Raw genomic sequence first — 15,180 nt, 5'->3', positions numbered from 1 at the left:
TAATTGACACACTTTTTTAGCGCTGTTAAATTTTGCTTCCTGTTGTAGGGGTAAACCTTACGACACCGCCTTTTCCAAGCGATCCTGACGCATCATGCGGCAGGATCGCTTTTTCGCTTTCACACAGGATGTCATCATGCCAAAGCGCGCTAGCTTGCTTTTTAGTCTACTCGTCTCTATTTCGCTACTGTTTTGCAGTTCCGCCATCGCTAAAAACTACATCAACATCGAAATTGCTGATGAAATTTTAGCCTTAGGCGAAGAGTATAAAATTGAACTTAGCGAAGGCATCACAGCAAACACCTATCATGCTGTCGATAAACAACGCCTCAATTTTATGCCCGAACAAGATAAAGTCTTTTATGAGTTCATGCTGATTATCGAAAAAGGCGACAAGCGTTGGACCAACGATGTTTTCATTTTCAGTAACCAGAAGAACTTTATTAATTTCGACACCTTACTGTTCTCTGAATTGGTCGATATCTCAGACTTCAGACACCTTGACCATGCCTCGGGATACCAGTTTTTCCAGAATTACTCAGACCATCTGGACGACAGTTACGCGACCTTTAAAGCGGAATATGAAAAAGGCCCACTGACATTTATTGAGTACATGAGCCCGATGGTCAGCATGGACCACTACATGGACGTCATCTACCCAACCTCGGCCAAACTTAAAGAGGCGGTAAGCAATACCCAACCTAAAGATGTCAAACCACACCTTGATATTATTCAATCTTTTATCAACGATGTCGGTATTAAAAATCGCTTTGGATTAATGCAACACCTTGACCCTCGTTCCCCCGAACGAAACAAAGGTATCTATGAGCGCGGCTTAAAAACATTGTTCGCGTATTTCGAGCGCATTGGCTACCCAACCAAGTTTAAAGTCGTCAAAGAGCGCAAGTTCGAGCAAATTAACCGTCCACCGACGTATTGGTTTTTAGTCGAGTTACTTGACCACAACAACGCCCTCGATGATACCATCGAGATGGAATTTTACTTTGCTGATGCACACGGCAAACGTTATATCTACGAATACGACATCACTGGAATTCACTTCCAGTAATTCAAAACCAAGGAGTTCTCGTGAAATTTTTACCTAAACTAGTTCTTGTTGCCGCATTGGCAAGCCCATTCAGCGCGATGGCGGATGCCAAAATGGATTCCGTTTACGAACTGATGGACGTGATGGAAATTGAAAAGCAAATGACCGGTGGCTTTGACGCCATGATGCCAATGCTGGATCAAATTGCCCAAGGCTTGCAGCTCAACGCAGACGAAAAGCAAGAATTGACCAAGATTTACAAAGACTGGTTCTTTAACGACATCGATCATGACAGCATCACCAAGCAAGCGGCACAACTCTATGCCGAGAGCTTCAGCAAAGCTGAAATTGATGCACTTATCGACTTTTATTCAAGCGAAGCTGGTCAGAAGTTCATCGAACTTGCCCCTGAGTTGATGCAAGCCGGTGCGCGTATCGGTATGGAAGAAGCACAAAAGAGCCAAGCGAAACTGATGGAGCGCTTGCAGCCGTTCATGGAAAAACATCAGCCAAGCAACTAAGCGCAAGCGTTGATATAAAAAAACCGCAAGTGATCACTCACCTGCGGTTTTTTTATTCTCTAATCACTTGTTGTTGTGGACTCAATTAGCGCTTACGTCGATAGTGCGTTTGAACAAGCTCATTCAAGGCTACTTTAGTACTCACATGTTCAAACATTAAATGCTCGGAGAGCGAACCAAACAGCGGTATTCCGCCACCAAGCACTACCGGAATGCGCGTAATAATCAAGTCATCAATTAAGTCCGCCTGAAGGAATCCCTGAATGGTCTTCCCGCCGTCAATGTAGAGGTTTTTGAAGCCCCGCTGGTGCAACGTCTCAACAACCTGCTCTAAAGGTCCAGGGAGGCATTCGGCTTTCCCTTGATATGCAATTGGAATAGCATGCATGGTATTGCTTAACACGAAGACAGGCTTAGTATAGGGCCATTCCATATCGAAACCACAAACGGTTTCGAAGGTAGTACGCCCCATCACCAACGCATCAATGTGCGCGATAAAATCAGCCCAGCCAATATCTACATTTTCTGGATTCGGTACGCTTTCGAGCCAGTCCAAACCGCCATTTTTATCGGCAATGTAACCATCTAAGCTGGTCGCGATATAAACACTATTCGTCATATAGCTCTCTCTAATTCTGAAGGTTTAGTTTGCGCTTTCCCGCCCGTTACGGCGTCGCTTTATCGAAGCTCCATGAAACGCGTTATCCTCAACGAAATTCGTCTTGCGCCGCAAGATCGAACACGACCTTGCTCTCTCGCGAATGCCACGACCTTCTATGCATCTACGCATTAGGTGCCGAACCACCAATGAGCAACAAAGTCAGGCGCAACATATCCCTTAACTGAATTCCCTCTTCAAGAATAGGTTCGGGGTAGTTACTCACGAAAAAATCGCGCTCGATACTTGTGACACGAAAGCCATACCGCTGATAAAAAGTCAGTTGATAACCAAAAGACCCTGTTCCCACCTCAAGCTGACGAGCACCTTTTTCCCTATAATACGCTATGACCCACTTTAATAAAGCACTACCATAGCCACGCTGTTGGTCGTCGGAATCTATGGCAATATTCATTAACTCATACACTCGAGGTCGTCGTTGTATCACACTACAGACCCCAACTATTTTGGTTCCCAAACGGGCCACAAAGCACTCGGACACATCTAAATACGACCGAACCTTAGCTTCAAATGGGTCTGCTAGCAAAAACAACGCCATTGGTGCTTCGGCGGGAGTCGTCTTTTCAATCGTTAATGACATACTCATTCACTTGTCTCCACAGCTCTTGTTTATGTATTGGAGTTATTCACTTTCACGGGTCCACATACCGCGTTCATCATTTCTCTTGCGTCGGTCAGCAGCTCTGTGCGATAACGAGAAAAGCCACTGCCTAATCGCCACTCGCGACATCACTTTATCGAGGTTCCATGGAACGCGTTATCTCTAACGAAATTTGCCTTGCGCCGCTGCAACGCTCCGATGCGCAAGCCTTCCTCGCAGCGGTTGAGTTTAGTCGGGAGAATCTTTCGCACTACATGCCGTGGGAAAAACACGTCATCGATTGTAACAGTGCCGAAGCCTACATTGACAGCCGAATTCGCAGCGATATGCCCGGTGCAGCTTGGTTCTCAATCCAATTCAATGGACAATTTAGTGGCGTCTTCGCGATCAAATCCATCGATCCAATGTCGCGCGTCAGCGAGCTGGGATATTGGCTTGCCGATAACGCCAGAGGCCAACGTGTGGTTGACCAGGTTTTGCAGACCATGGTCCCCGCTCTGGCACGCGAACAAGGGGTGCGCGTGTTCGAGTTTCATTGTCTTGAGAGCAACCACGCCAGCATCAACATTGTCAAACGCCTCGGCGCTACCTTACGCCGCAAGGTTAAACACGACCTTACTCTCCCCGACTGCCACGACCTACTGTGCATCTACGCCTTAGACGCTAACCAACAAAAAGCCCGCTAACAAGCGGGCTTCAACAAGGTAGAACACAACCTGTGCAATGCGCAGGTTATTCCCACTCAATGGTCGCCGGTGGTTTGCCTGAGATGTCATACACCACGCGCGAAATACCGTCGATTTCATTGATGATGCGATTGGAGACTTTCTCAAGCAGCTCATAAGGCAGGTGTGCCCAGCGTGCGGTCATAAAGTCGATGGTTTCGACGGCACGTAGTGCAATCACCCAATCGTATTTACGCGCATCGCCCATCACGCCTACTGAACGTACTGGTAAGAACACGGCGAAAGCTTGGCTCACGTCATGGTAGATACCTGCGTTGCGTAGCTCGGTAATGAAGATATGGTCCGCGCGACGCAGGAGGTCACAGTACTCTTTCTTCACTTCGGCCAAAACACGCACCCCAAGGCCTGGACCTGGGAACGGGTGACGGTACAACATGTCATACGGTAAGCCGAGCTCTAGACCAATCTTGCGCACTTCGTCTTTGAACAATTCGCGCAATGGTTCAACCAATTCAAGCTTCATGTCTTCTGGCAAACCGCCCACGTTGTGGTGCGACTTGATCACATGCGCTTTACCGGTCGCCGAGCCAGCTGACTCAATAACGTCTGGGTAAATAGTACCTTGCGCAAGGAAAGAAACATTTTGAATGGCGCTCGCTTGCTCATCAAAGATCTCGATGAACACACGGCCAATGATTTTACGCTTGGCTTCTGGATCTTTTTCGCCCGCTAAGGCGTCTAAGAAGCGATTTTCCGCATCAACGTGGACAATGTTCAAACCGTAGTGGTCACCGAACATATCCATCACCTGCTCAGCTTCTTGCCAGCGCAATAAACCGTTGTCAACGAAGACACAGGTCAATTGTTCGCCAACGGCACGATGCAACAACATTGCTGTCACTGAACTATCGACGCCACCTGACAAACCTAAGACCACTTTACCGGTACCCACTTGCTCGCGAATACGCGCAACAGCGTCATCGATAATTTGTGCTGCGGTCCAGTTGGTTTCGCACTCACAGATTTCCACGACGAAATGCTCAAGCATCCGCATGCCCTGACGGGTATGGGTCACTTCAGGGTGGAACTGCACACCATAAAAATCGCGTACATCATCTGCCATAGCTGCGACAGGGCAGGTTGGCGTTTGCGCGACAATATGGAAGCCTTCCGGAATCGCGACAACTTTATCGCCGTGGCTCATCCAGACGTCGAGTAATGGATTGCCGTTCTCATGCACCGCATCTTCAATGTGGTGGAACAACGGACATGGCTCCGTACGCTCAACTTGCGCGTAACCAAACTCACGCTCCGTCGAACCTTGTACTTGCCCACCCAGCTGAGCTGCCATGGTTTGCATGCCGTAGCAAACGCCCAGTACCGGCACGCCCGCTTCAAACACGTACTCAGGAGCACGTGGTGAATTGGCTTCGGTGACCGACTCAGGGCCGCCCGACAAAATAATGCCGTTCGGGTTAAAGTCTTTGATTTGTTCCGCGCTTACATCCCAAGCCCAAAGCTCACAATAAACGCCGAGCTCACGGATACGACGCGCAATCAGCTGCGTGTACTGTGAACCAAAATCGAGAATCAATATACGATGCGCATGAATATCTTGCATGTTGACTTAACCCATCCGGTAGTTAGGAGCTTCTTTGGTGATTTGCACGTCATGAACGTGCGACTCGCCCATACCCGCAGCTGTTACACGAACAAACTGTGGCTTGGTACGCATTTCTTTAATGGTGGCACAGCCGGTGAGACCCATGGCCGAACGTAAACCGCCCATTTGCTGATGCACGATGGTCGCAATCGGGCCTTTATAGGCGATACGACCTTCGATACCTTCAGGAACCAGCTTCTCCGCTTCATTCGACGCTTGGAAGTAGCGATCTGATGAACCGTGACGTTGGTTCATCGCACCTAAGCTACCCATGCCACGGTACGACTTGTAATAACGGCCTTGATACAGCTCAACTTCGCCCGGTGATTCTTCGGTACCGGCCAACATGCTACCGACCATGACACAGTCCGCACCTGCGGCAATCGCTTTAGCAATGTCGCCGGAGAAACGGATACCACCGTCTGCAATCACTGGAATGCCTGTACCTTTTAGTGCATCAACAGCGTCGCTGATTGCAGTAATTTGCGGTACGCCACAACCGGTAACGATACGCGTGGTACAAATTGAGCCTGGACCAATACCAACTTTAACGGCATCAACACCAGCATCGGCCAGTGCTTTCGCGCCAGCGCCAGTGGCAACGTTACCGGCAATGATTTGAATATCAGGGTAGTTTTTACGTACGTACGCAACGCGATCAATCACACCTTGCGAGTGGCCGTGTGAGGTATCAATCAACAATACGTCAACGCCAGCTTCAACTAAAGCTTCGATACGCTCTTCGGTACCTGGACCTACGCCAACAGCTGCACCAACGCGTAAACGACCTAATTCGTCTTTACAGGCGTTTGGTTTGTTCTCAGCTTTGGTAAAATCTTTTAAGGTGATCATGCCGCGCAAATGGAAGGCGTCATCAACCACCAAAATTTTCTCGATACGGTGCTTGTGCATCAAACCAAGAATTTCTTCGCTATCGGCACTCTCTTTCACGGTCACCAAATTTGCCTTTGGTGTCATGATAGTGGTCACTTGCTTACTGTTATCGCTTTCAGCACGGGCGTCACGGCCTGTGATAATGCCGACCAGCTCACCACTGGCTTCAACCACAGGGAAACCGTGGAAGCCATGTTCAACGCTCAATGCACGAATTTCGCCAAGCGTGGTTTCAGGAGAAACCGTAACAGGATCAGAAACCATACCACTTTCGTATTTTTTCACTCGACGCACGTGAGCCGCTTGCTCAGCAATGGTCATATTTTTGTGGATAAAACCAAGGCCACCTTCTTGCGCGAGCGCAATTGCCAATGCTGCTTCAGTCACGGTATCCATCGCCGCTGAAACCATTGGCATATTCAATTCAATGTCGCGAGTTAAACGCGTGCGCAGGTCCGCAGTATGAGGTAAAACGGTCGAGTGACCGGGGACGAGTAAAACATCGTCAAAGGTAAGAGCTTCTTGAGCGATTCGTAGCATGGCAACATCCCACTAGCTGAGTTAATGTTGCGGGTGGATTTTACTCGTAATTGGCTTTTCAGTAAACTGATTTTTTTCGCTTGAGTAGGTTTTCTCACATGACAAATGCTGCCATTTTCACGGTGACACAGTTGAATGCTGAAGTACGTCAAGTACTTGAGCAAGGTTTTGGCTCCATTTGGCTAATTGGAGAAATTTCGAACTTTGCTGCGCCTGGCTCTGGACATTGGTACTTTACCCTCAAAGATGAGCGCGCCCAAATTAAAGCGGCGATGTTCCGCAATGCCAATCAACGCGCCAAAGTGCGCCCGCAACATGGGATGCAAGTGTTGGTACGAGCCAAGCTTACGGTGTACGAACCGCGCGGTGATTACCAGCTCATCGTTGAGCATATGGAGGATGCCGGTGCCGGCTTGTTACAGCAACGCTATGAACAGTTGAAGCGGAAACTGCAAGCCGAGGGGCTGTTTGCCAGCGATCACAAACTCCCGTTACCAGAGAAAATTAAACGGGTCGGGGTGATTACCTCGCCCACTGGGGCAGCTGTTCGCGATATCTTGGCTGTTTTAAAGCGCCGCGACCCGCAAGTTGAAGTGATCATTTATCCAAGTGCGGTACAAGGCCAAGCTGCAGTAAATGATCTACTGTTCGCATTGCAACGCGCCTGCGCCCGCGACGAAGTCGATGTTCTTATTGTGGCGCGCGGTGGTGGCTCACTAGAAGATCTGTGGTGCTTCAATGACGAGCAACTGGCCTATGCACTCCACAGTTGCCCATTACCGGTGATCAGTGCGGTCGGCCATGAAGTGGACTTTACCATCGCCGACTACGTCGCCGATGTGCGTGCCCCAACACCTTCTGCAGCTGCAGAGTTGGTGAGTCGCGACCAGCGCGAAACCTTGCAACGCTTGCAACAGCTCGAGCATCGCCTGCAACAGTACTGGCAGCGCCAGCGAAGCTTTACTCAACAGACCTTACAGCATTGGCAGCAGCGCCTGCAGCAACAACATCCACAACGACGCTTACAGTTGCATAGCCAACGTTTGGACGAGTTGATGGTGCGCGCCAATCATGCCATCAGGCGCCAGCAGCAGTACACCCAACAACGTGTCGTGCAACAGCAACAACGCTTAGCGAGTTTACATCCGCAACGGCAACTGCCAATGTTAACGCAGCAAGTTGAGCGCTTGCAGCAGCGCGCCGCGACCGCCATCAAGCAAACCCTGACACGCTACCAGCAGCAACAACAAAACCGTATACAGAATCTGCAGTTGGTGAGTCCGTTGCAAACGATTGCGCGGGGCTATGCTGTGGTGCGGTCAGAGCAAGGCGAACTGATCCGTGCTCCGGAGCAGCTCGCTGTAGGGGAAACCTTCTCAGTGAAGGTGGCCGAGGGAGAATTTCAGGCGCAGAAAATTGCTGCTAAATGAGCTGTTGAAGGTACTGCAAAATAAAGTACCACAACGGCAAGGTGGCGAAACACGCGAGCACACCATAACCAACCACTGCCGCTGATAATGTCGGTGCTAAGCCAGCCATGATGGCCAGAGCACCGGCAGAAATCATCGCTGGCATCGCGGCTTCCATAATGGTCACCTGCACCGCCAAGTCATCCAAACCAAAGCCGATGAGAAGTGCGAGCGCCACGAGTGGCGTGGCCACCAATTTCAGCCCCAGCGCCCAGACGAGTGGACCGCGATCTTCTTGCGGCAATCGAAAACGCAATTGAAAGCCAACCGCAACCATAATCACCGGCACTAGGGTCACCGCTAACGAATCAATGAAATGCTGCGCCACTTCAGGGTACTCCACGCCACGCACCGCAAATGCAGCCAACAGCGCGACAAAAGGAGGAAACTTAATAATCTTCCAAGCGATGGTCTTCGCACTAGGACGATGGCTATCCTCACCGGGGTCGTGGCTATAGACCGCAGCGATAATGGTGGCGTAAATCGAGAGGATAAAGAAAGAACCCAACTGATCATACAGCAATGCATAAGGGATACCTTCGGGGCCAAAGAAGGCTTCAATCATCGGAAAACCGATAAATGAAGTATTGCCCAACGGGATCACAATCAACATCGCGCCCGTAGTTGAACGTGACCAACCGCGCCAACGCGCTATCGCCAGCACTGCCGGTACGGTCAGCAAAAGCAAGATCCACGGCATCAGGGCCGGATACAACAGCTCTTTACCAAAGGTCAGATAAGGGATTTTTTGAAACACCAACGCCGGCAATGCGACATAAATCACATAAGCATTGAGAATTTGACCGGTATTTTGAGGAAATTGCGGGCTACGACGCAGTAATAAACCAATAAAGACGTAACCAGCGATATAAAGAAAGTTCGCCATGATGCACTACTGTTGCTCAATCATGGCGATAGTGTACGCTTCTTTGCGACGGGTTAAAACTCAGACCTTAGAAGCTATGACGAATACCCACGGCAACATAGCTTTGCTCGGCATCGCGCGTGTCCAAATCACGTCCGGTGTACCAAACATAAACCCGAGTTTCTTTGGTGAAGTGATAGTCCACACCCAGTGCAATCGAGTCGTCATCACCGGCAGTAAACGACATCATTTGGTATTGCGCCTTAAGGCTAAATTGCCCAATGTCTTGTTTCACACTGGCGACAAAACCATCGGCTTCGTTAGTACCATCCACCGCTTGCTCTTGTTGCCACATCAAACCAAACATAGTGTCAGCAACTTTGGTGTAACCCACTAAGCGCTCAATGTCATAACCATCAACATCGCGATCCATCGCCGCCCCAAAATAATACGGCGTAGCTTTGAGCTTGGTATCACCATAAGTCACGGCTAAGGAGTAGCCGTCATCTTGGGTATCGCCTTCACTCAAAATAATGCTCGAGGCAAAGCGGACGTTGGCAAAGCTCGGAGAGTAATAAGAAATGGTGTTGTTAAGACGGTTTTCGCCTTCGAACAAGGCTTTTACATCAGCTTCATAGTCGCTGAACTGGTCGATATCGCCTTGCATGGTTTTCAACACGGTATCGCGCCGGCCAACGGTTAATTCACCGAAATTACCGCGCAAACCAATGAACTGATTTCGCGACTTTAAATTGTCGTCACCGCCTAAGTCAGTGAGATCGACTTGCCATTCGAGTTGAAAAATAACGTCGAGATCATCGTTCAGGCGCTGCCAACCTTTGACGCCAACCCGTGAGGAGTTACTTTCCAGCTCTGTTTCGCTGCCGTCGCCATTATCGTTGCTCTGCAACGATACATTTGCACGACCGTAAAAATCTATCCCTGAGGTTTCTTCTTGTTGCGCAACTGCAGAACCGCTTACCAGCAGCAGCAACATCATCCAAGCGTTGTTTTTGATTGCCATAAGTGCACCTAAACTAGCTAAACCAAGTTTTGGGCAGCGAAAGGCTGCCCAACGGCGTATAGCTTATGGCACTTTTATGACAATTTCATGACTCTGTGTCAGTTTTTTTGCAGTTAAGTAAAAGTTTGATGTCGCTTTTATGACGAAACCAGTTCCTTCATCCGTTCTGCTTGCTGCTTTTCTGAGGCTGCGAAACGTTCCCACTGTGCCGCTGCTTTACGCGCATCTTCAAAAGCTTTCGCTCGCGCAAACGCTTGTAACGCAGGATTATAGTTTTCTTGTTCCAATTCAGCCATACCAATCACAAGGTGCATGGTACCTGGTTTATCTAAATTACCTTTCTTTAACGCTTGCTGAGCTGCCACGATGGCTTGGCTATAACGTTCAGCGTTCAACAATACTTGCGCACGCTGCGCGTCCAGCTCGCCGTCATCACTTAAGGCCGCGGCACGCTCGAGCGCGTCCACCGCTTTATCGGTTTCACGGGCGGCAATCCAGCTTTGCGCTAACAACTTCAGGTTACGTAAATCCGCTGGCAGAATTTCTTGCGCAAGTGCGTATTCCATCACTTGACCCGCTTTAAAAGGAATACCTGCGAAGAAGTAGCTTTGCACCAACATTTGGAAGTCCTGACCTTTTTCCAAGAAGCCCTGTTGATAAGCCGCTTCGAGCATTGCCAACTGTTGCTTCTCTTGGCCCAGCTGTCCGTATACGCCGGCTAACTGCACCCAATACTCAGGCTTGTTGAAATGCTTGATCATGCGCTCAAGAATCGCGGCGATTTGCTCTGGCTGCTCAAGCTCATAGTGCAAGGCGCGCTGCAAGACGTACCAGTTCTCATCACCCACTTCACCTTTTGCTTCAGCTGCGGCGATAGCACGTTTGATCGGCGCCAAGGCTTGCTGATAATCGCCTTTCTGATACAGCGCTTGAGCCCGCAACACATCGGCTTTACTGGCATTCTCATCACCGACAATGGCTTGCCAGCGATCAAGGTAGGTGAGCGCATGTTGGTATTCACCCTGCCCCATGGAGAGCTGCGCTAGGCTAAACAAGGTGTTTTGCTGCAACGCTTCAGGAATAGGATCTTCGTCAACAACCTTGGCGAAGTAAGTGATTGCTTCGCCAATGCGGTCCTTGCCGTAATACATGTAACCGTAGAAGTTCCACAGCATGGCACGCTCGTAACTGTTCATGCTACTGAGTTTGCTCTCGACGTTTTTCAACGCAGCAAGCCCCGCATCAACATCACCGGCATCAGCCAATTCCTGGGCGCGCGCCAATTGCGAATAAACTTGTTCACGCAACGCCGGAACGCGCTTAGTGTCCTGCGCGAATGCCGTCAATGAAGGTAGCAACGCTAGTAAAGTTACACTTGCCAGTAGCATCAGTTTACGCATGTTTGTTCTCCTAACCATCAATCTCGAAGGTAATTCGGTTTTGTACGCCTTCTACTTCCACCGTCTCACCATTGACGACCCGAGGCTTGTATTTAAATTTCAATACAGCGTCCATTGCTGCTTGGTCAAAAATCTGTTCCGGCTCAGCGTCCACAACCCGCGGATTGCGTACTGTGCCTTGCTTGGTCACCGTGAACTCCACCACGACGTAACCTTGAATGCCACGCTGGAGCGCACGGCGAGGATAAGCCGCTTGCACTTTTACGATAGGTAAGTACTCACCATCGCTGGCATCAAGATTCATACCACCCGACAAGCCCGTGTCCGCTTGACCGACCGCCGAGAAATCGTAGCCACCCGCACTTGGATCAATGTCGCTACTATCCATTTGGGGCTGCGGTAAATCCGCTGGCGGCTGCTCTGGCTCAGGTGGACGCTGTGGTTTGCGCTCTTTTTCTTGCACCACTTCTTCAGGTTTGACCCGCACGAAGTCCAAAACACTGCCTTTTGGCGGTTCAGACATCGCGCCCTCCCCGCCACTGATGAACGACTGCATCAGATAGAACAGCCCTAAGGTAACCAGTGCGGCGGTAACTAATGCAGCTAACAAACGCATGGTTTAATCATCCTGTGCAGCAATTGAAACGTCGAACACACCCGCAGCACGCGCAGCGTCCATGACTTTAATTAGGGTTTCCGTGGTCGCTTTTTTGTCGGCTTGAATCACCACTGAACCTTGTGGGTTCTCTGCATAAAGACGCTCAATATTGGCTTGCACCGCACGCACGTCAACTTGACGCTTGTTGATCCAAATCTCACCCGAGTCACTGATCGCGACCAAAATATTAGCGCGGTCTTTTTGCACCGCAGTTGCCGCTTCTGGGCGGTTTACATCGATACCAGCTTCTTTCACGAAGGTTGCGGTCACGATAAAGAAGATCAACATGATGAACACCACGTCGAGCATCGGCGTCATATCAATTTGCGTTTCTTCTTCGTCAATCAAATTGGCAAAATGTTGTTTCATAACTCAGCCCTATTAGTGATGTTCCATTAACATGCGGTCTTCGAGTTTTAACCGCTCACGCTTCGCCGTACGTTGTAACCAGGTGGTCGCAAACACGCCTGACAAAGCACCGACCATACCGGCCATGGTTGGGATGGTCGCTTTCGACACCCCGGCGGCCATCGAGCGCGCATTCCCCGTACCTGCTACGGCCATCACATCAAATACTTCAATCATTCCGGTAACCGTTCCCATCAAACCAAGTAATGGGCACAGCGCAACCAGTGCTTGTAACACCGGTAACCGACCACCAAGTGCGAGTGTCACGCGAGAGATCATGGCTTGGCGAATTTGCTCAGCATTCCATGACGACTTGTCCGCACGTTGCTGCCATGTATCCAGTACACGACGCTTCTCACTTTGATGACCCCGGCTGTAATAAAAAATGCGTTCCAGAATCATTAACCACATGATGAAGATGAGGATCCCGATGACCAGCAATACCTGCCCACCGGTTTCCACAAAGTCCTGAATCGCACTGTAAAAGTCGATAAAGAACATCATCATTACTGACCTCGCTCAGAGCGCTCCGCGATAATTCCAGACGCTTGTTCTTGCAGTACGTGCACCAAGTTCTTACTACGCGTGTTCAGCGTTGCGAACAACAAGGTCATCGGAATCGCTACCACCAAGCCAAGTACCGTGGTCACCAAGGCTTGCGAGATACCGCCGGCCATCAATTTCGGGTCACCCGTACCAAACAAGGTAATCGCTTGGAAGGTATTGATCATACCGGTCACCGTACCCAACAAACCGAGCAGAGGGGCGACCACAGAGATAATCTTGATAAAGGTTAAGTTGCGCGTGATCTTCGGTACTTCGCGTAAGATCGCTTCGCTCAATTTCAATTCGAGCGTTTCAGTGTCAGCGTTCGGATATTTGTCCTGCACCAACATGACACGGCCAAGTGGATTGTCTTGCTGGGCTTTTTGCTGCTTCAGCTGACGCTTCACTTTGCCACCCATTAGGGTCAAGGTAACGAAACGCTCAAGGGCAATCAGCAGACCAATCAAGCCGAGGCCAAGAATGATGTAACCAACCGTTGAGCCTTGGTCGATACGCTCACCGATACTAGGTGCTTGTACGAGCAAACCAAGAATCGAACCACCGGTTGGGTCAAGCGCAAAACGTACTGGGCTTTTGTCACCAGCTTCCAGAGCTTCGACCGTTGACAGATAGCGGCTGCCGGGCTGACGCACCAATTCTGCGACCGCGTCGGTGCCAGGGATAAGCTCCAAGTAGTTGCCGTCAGCAACCATATTGAAAGTACCGACACGCACCACAGGCTTTGTTACTTTCTCGCCACTGGCCAAGGTTACGGTAGTGTCAAACTTGCTTACTTTGCCTGACTCCGTCATCTCTTGCTGAAGGGCGTACCAGACCGACTCAATTTCTTCGATACTGGCCAACTTCGCGCTTGAGCCCATCTTTTGCGCCAAGTCGCTTAATTGTTCGCTACGGCCTGGATACTCAACTGACACGTACGAGTTTTGCAGGTTACTGGCGGTATCACCGGCGACTTGCTGCAACACACCAAACAACTCTTTCAGCGAGCCCATGCGTTGCGTTAACGCATCTTCTAAGTTCGCCAATTCTGTTTCGTTCGCTTCAAACTCAGTTTCTAAACGTGAGCTTAGCGCTTCTAAACGGTCACGCTTGGCAATAGCGTCACGTAGAATTTGTTCTTGCTCGGCAGCTTGCGAACGAAAACGCGCTTCACGCGCTTGGTTTTCTTGTGATTGCGCGAACTTGCCTTCTTTCAACTGTTGCAACAATTGATCCAAGTTCACCGGTTCTTGTGCAAGCACAGGCGCGGTCATTAATAAAACAAGAGCGCTGAGGCAATGTTTAAGCTTCATCATGGGTTATTCTCCTGCCTGGGCGTTAGCAAAAATTGGCAGCATTAATAAGTCTGGTGCCAACTGTTTACGTGCGACGCGCAACGCTTCTTGAATGCCGTTTTTATAACTTGCATCCAGCGGTTGCCATTCACGTTGCTGCTGATTCCAAACACCCATGCTGTCGCCATTACGGGTTTTATAAATCAACGCCGTACGACCTACGCGCAAAAACTCAACTTCTTGGGTTTGACCGGCCAGTTCCATTTCACCGTTGTAAGCTTCGATGGTGCGACCATACTCAGCTTCAATTTGGTACGCTTCCATGACCCGACGGAATTTCTCAGACACATCAACGTCGGCACGATCCATGAGCTCTTCAAGGCTGGCCAAACGCGACTGTCGCTCTTCGTTTAAGAAAGGCACATCAAGGGCAATAAAGGTATCGAGGCTGTTGATCATACGTAGCATCAACGGGGTGATTTGACGTTCCACCACGCTCACTTCATCGATAGAAGCGCTCAGCTCGTTTTGTTCGACCTGTTGCGATTGCAACTGACGCTCGAGCTGTTGAACATAAACTTCAAGGCCCTCAATCTGGCGATTGATTTGCTTGTATTGCTGCATCCGTTCTTGCGTCGAATCAGCGATTTTATCGACGGTAAGCTGCGATGAGCGAGCGGATTGATTAATTTCGTTGGCGGCATCAACGACAGGCTCTAGCGCCTGCTCCTGTGCCATCGCATTGCTGCTTGCAAGCATACCTGCAAACACCAATGCGTAAGCGAAACTTGGTTTCATGGAAACACCCTGCACACGTTATGAATGATGGTGTGCAAGATACGGCAGTTCTGTGACAGGTTCGTGACTGGTTTATGTCACTTTT

16 protein-coding genes are annotated in these 15,180 nt (G+C 49.8%); 4 read left to right on the top strand and 12 right to left on the bottom strand.

Features of this window, described 5'->3' with window-relative positions; translation table 11 throughout:
* Positions 1-136 precede the first annotated feature (136 nt).
* Both G535_RS0104095 and G535_RS0104090 read left to right on the top strand, forming a co-directional pair.
* Positions 137-1,069: a hypothetical protein gene (locus G535_RS0104095; protein ID WP_026860905.1), complete on the top strand. Its 933-nt coding sequence runs from the start codon at positions 137-139 to the stop codon at positions 1,067-1,069.
* Positions 1,070-1,089: 20 nt separating this feature from the next.
* On the top strand, positions 1,090-1,569 hold the full coding sequence (locus tag G535_RS0104090; protein WP_026860904.1) for a DUF2059 domain-containing protein: 480 nt from the start codon (positions 1,090-1,092) through the stop codon (positions 1,567-1,569).
* Positions 1,570-1,654: 85 nt separating this feature from the next.
* Here the strand turns inward: G535_RS0104090 and G535_RS0104085 are convergent, their stop codons facing one another.
* Positions 1,655-2,188 carry a dihydrofolate reductase family protein gene (locus G535_RS0104085; protein WP_026860903.1) on the bottom strand — a complete coding sequence of 178 codons (534 nt, stop codon included), beginning with the start codon at positions 2,186-2,188 and terminating at the stop codon, positions 1,655-1,657.
* A gap of 163 nt (positions 2,189-2,351) precedes the next feature.
* Positions 2,352-2,834 (bottom strand): GNAT family N-acetyltransferase, encoded by a 483-nt coding sequence (locus tag G535_RS0104080; protein WP_026860902.1) that lies wholly within the window; start codon positions 2,832-2,834, stop codon positions 2,352-2,354.
* Positions 2,835-2,995: 161 nt separating this feature from the next.
* On the opposite strand from G535_RS0104080, the gene G535_RS0104075 reads away from it, so the two are divergent.
* The gene (locus tag G535_RS0104075) at positions 2,996-3,535 is read left to right on the top strand and encodes a GNAT family N-acetyltransferase (RefSeq protein WP_026860901.1); all 540 of its coding nucleotides are present in this window, start codon (positions 2,996-2,998) and stop codon (positions 3,533-3,535) included.
* Between the two features lie 46 nt (positions 3,536-3,581).
* Here G535_RS0104075 and guaA read toward each other — a convergent pair whose 3' ends face one another.
* Both guaA and guaB read right to left on the bottom strand, forming a co-directional pair.
* Entirely contained in the window at positions 3,582-5,156 is a 1,575-nt protein-coding gene (guaA, locus tag G535_RS0104070; protein ID WP_026860900.1) for a glutamine-hydrolyzing GMP synthase, read from the bottom strand.
* 6 nt (positions 5,157-5,162) lie between these two features.
* Entirely contained in the window at positions 5,163-6,632 is a 1,470-nt protein-coding gene (gene guaB / locus G535_RS0104065) for an IMP dehydrogenase (protein WP_026860899.1), read from the bottom strand.
* A gap of 98 nt (positions 6,633-6,730) precedes the next feature.
* On the opposite strand from guaB, the gene xseA reads away from it, so the two are divergent.
* Positions 6,731-8,062 carry an exodeoxyribonuclease VII large subunit gene (gene xseA, locus G535_RS0104060; protein ID WP_026860898.1) on the top strand — a complete coding sequence of 444 codons (1,332 nt, stop codon included), beginning with the start codon at positions 6,731-6,733 and terminating at the stop codon, positions 8,060-8,062.
* On the opposite strand, the gene G535_RS0104055 is transcribed toward xseA, so the two are convergent.
* The 8 genes from G535_RS0104055 to G535_RS0104020 all read right to left on the bottom strand — a co-directional run bounded on the left by G535_RS0104055 (position 8,055) and on the right by G535_RS0104020 (position 15,095).
* Positions 8,055-8,987, bottom strand: coding sequence for an AEC family transporter (locus G535_RS0104055; RefSeq protein WP_026860897.1), 933 nt, complete (start codon positions 8,985-8,987; stop codon positions 8,055-8,057). The two genes, xseA and G535_RS0104055, sit on opposite strands and share 8 nt — an antisense overlap.
* Positions 8,988-9,054: 67 nt before the next feature.
* On the bottom strand, positions 9,055-9,990 hold the full coding sequence (locus G535_RS0104050; RefSeq protein WP_051206941.1) for a porin: 936 nt from the start codon (positions 9,988-9,990) through the stop codon (positions 9,055-9,057).
* Positions 9,991-10,127: 137 nt separating this feature from the next.
* Positions 10,128-11,390 carry a tetratricopeptide repeat protein gene (locus tag G535_RS0104045; RefSeq protein ID WP_026860895.1) on the bottom strand — a complete coding sequence of 421 codons (1,263 nt, stop codon included), beginning with the start codon at positions 11,388-11,390 and terminating at the stop codon, positions 10,128-10,130.
* Positions 11,391-11,400: 10 nt separating this feature from the next.
* A complete protein-coding gene (locus G535_RS0104040) occupies positions 11,401-12,006 on the bottom strand; it encodes an energy transducer TonB (protein ID WP_026860894.1) in 606 nt (201 codons plus the stop codon).
* A gap of 3 nt (positions 12,007-12,009) precedes the next feature.
* Positions 12,010-12,417, bottom strand: a complete 408-nt coding sequence (locus G535_RS0104035; protein ID WP_026860893.1) for an ExbD/TolR family protein — start codon at positions 12,415-12,417, stop codon at positions 12,010-12,012.
* A 12-nt stretch (positions 12,418-12,429) separates the two neighbouring features.
* Complete coding sequence (locus G535_RS0104030; RefSeq protein ID WP_026860892.1) at positions 12,430-12,960, bottom strand: MotA/TolQ/ExbB proton channel family protein; 531 nt, start codon at positions 12,958-12,960, stop codon at positions 12,430-12,432.
* 2 nt (positions 12,961-12,962) lie between these two features.
* The gene (locus G535_RS0104025) at positions 12,963-14,318 is read right to left on the bottom strand and encodes a MotA/TolQ/ExbB proton channel family protein (protein ID WP_420834816.1); all 1,356 of its coding nucleotides are present in this window, start codon (positions 14,316-14,318) and stop codon (positions 12,963-12,965) included.
* 3 nt (positions 14,319-14,321) lie between these two features.
* Positions 14,322-15,095, bottom strand: a complete 774-nt coding sequence (locus tag G535_RS0104020; RefSeq protein ID WP_026860890.1) for a DUF3450 domain-containing protein — start codon at positions 15,093-15,095, stop codon at positions 14,322-14,324.
* Positions 15,096-15,180 lie beyond the last annotated feature (85 nt).

It is taken from the genome of Pseudidiomarina sediminum DSM 21906 (assembly GCF_000423165.1).
In the GTDB taxonomy this organism is placed as follows: domain Bacteria; phylum Pseudomonadota; class Gammaproteobacteria; order Enterobacterales; family Alteromonadaceae; genus Pseudidiomarina; species Pseudidiomarina sediminum.
The sequence above is the reverse complement of the archived record's forward strand: the minus strand, read 5'-3'. Positions and strand labels throughout refer to the sequence as shown.

What these genes read in the sequence shown, in the direction of transcription:
- G535_RS0104080 (WP_026860902.1), bottom strand. Translation starts at nt 2,834, where the DNA reads ATGAGTATGTCATTAACGATTGAAAAGACGACTCCCGCCGAAGCACCA.
- G535_RS0104025 (WP_420834816.1), bottom strand. Translation starts at nt 14,318, where the DNA reads ATGATGAAGCTTAAACATTGCCTCAGCGCTCTTGTTTTATTAATGACC.
- G535_RS0104045 (WP_026860895.1), bottom strand. Translation starts at nt 11,390, where the DNA reads ATGCGTAAACTGATGCTACTGGCAAGTGTAACTTTACTAGCGTTGCTA.
- G535_RS0104095 (WP_026860905.1), top strand. Translation starts at nt 137, where the DNA reads ATGCCAAAGCGCGCTAGCTTGCTTTTTAGTCTACTCGTCTCTATTTCG.
- guaB (WP_026860899.1), bottom strand. Translation starts at nt 6,632, where the DNA reads ATGCTACGAATCGCTCAAGAAGCTCTTACCTTTGACGATGTTTTACTC.
- G535_RS0104050 (WP_051206941.1), bottom strand. Translation starts at nt 9,990, where the DNA reads ATGGCAATCAAAAACAACGCTTGGATGATGTTGCTGCTGCTGGTAAGC.
- G535_RS0104030 (WP_026860892.1), bottom strand. Translation starts at nt 12,960, where the DNA reads ATGATGTTCTTTATCGACTTTTACAGTGCGATTCAGGACTTTGTGGAA.
- G535_RS0104085 (WP_026860903.1), bottom strand. Translation starts at nt 2,188, where the DNA reads ATGACGAATAGTGTTTATATCGCGACCAGCTTAGATGGTTACATTGCC.
- G535_RS0104040 (WP_026860894.1), bottom strand. Translation starts at nt 12,006, where the DNA reads ATGCGTTTGTTAGCTGCATTAGTTACCGCCGCACTGGTTACCTTAGGG.
- G535_RS0104035 (WP_026860893.1), bottom strand. Translation starts at nt 12,417, where the DNA reads ATGAAACAACATTTTGCCAATTTGATTGACGAAGAAGAAACGCAAATT.
- xseA (WP_026860898.1), top strand. Translation starts at nt 6,731, where the DNA reads ATGACAAATGCTGCCATTTTCACGGTGACACAGTTGAATGCTGAAGTA.
- G535_RS0104075 (WP_026860901.1), top strand. Translation starts at nt 2,996, where the DNA reads ATGGAACGCGTTATCTCTAACGAAATTTGCCTTGCGCCGCTGCAACGC.
- G535_RS0104020 (WP_026860890.1), bottom strand. Translation starts at nt 15,095, where the DNA reads ATGAAACCAAGTTTCGCTTACGCATTGGTGTTTGCAGGTATGCTTGCA.
- guaA (WP_026860900.1), bottom strand. Translation starts at nt 5,156, where the DNA reads ATGCAAGATATTCATGCGCATCGTATATTGATTCTCGATTTTGGTTCA.
- G535_RS0104055 (WP_026860897.1), bottom strand. Translation starts at nt 8,987, where the DNA reads ATGGCGAACTTTCTTTATATCGCTGGTTACGTCTTTATTGGTTTATTA.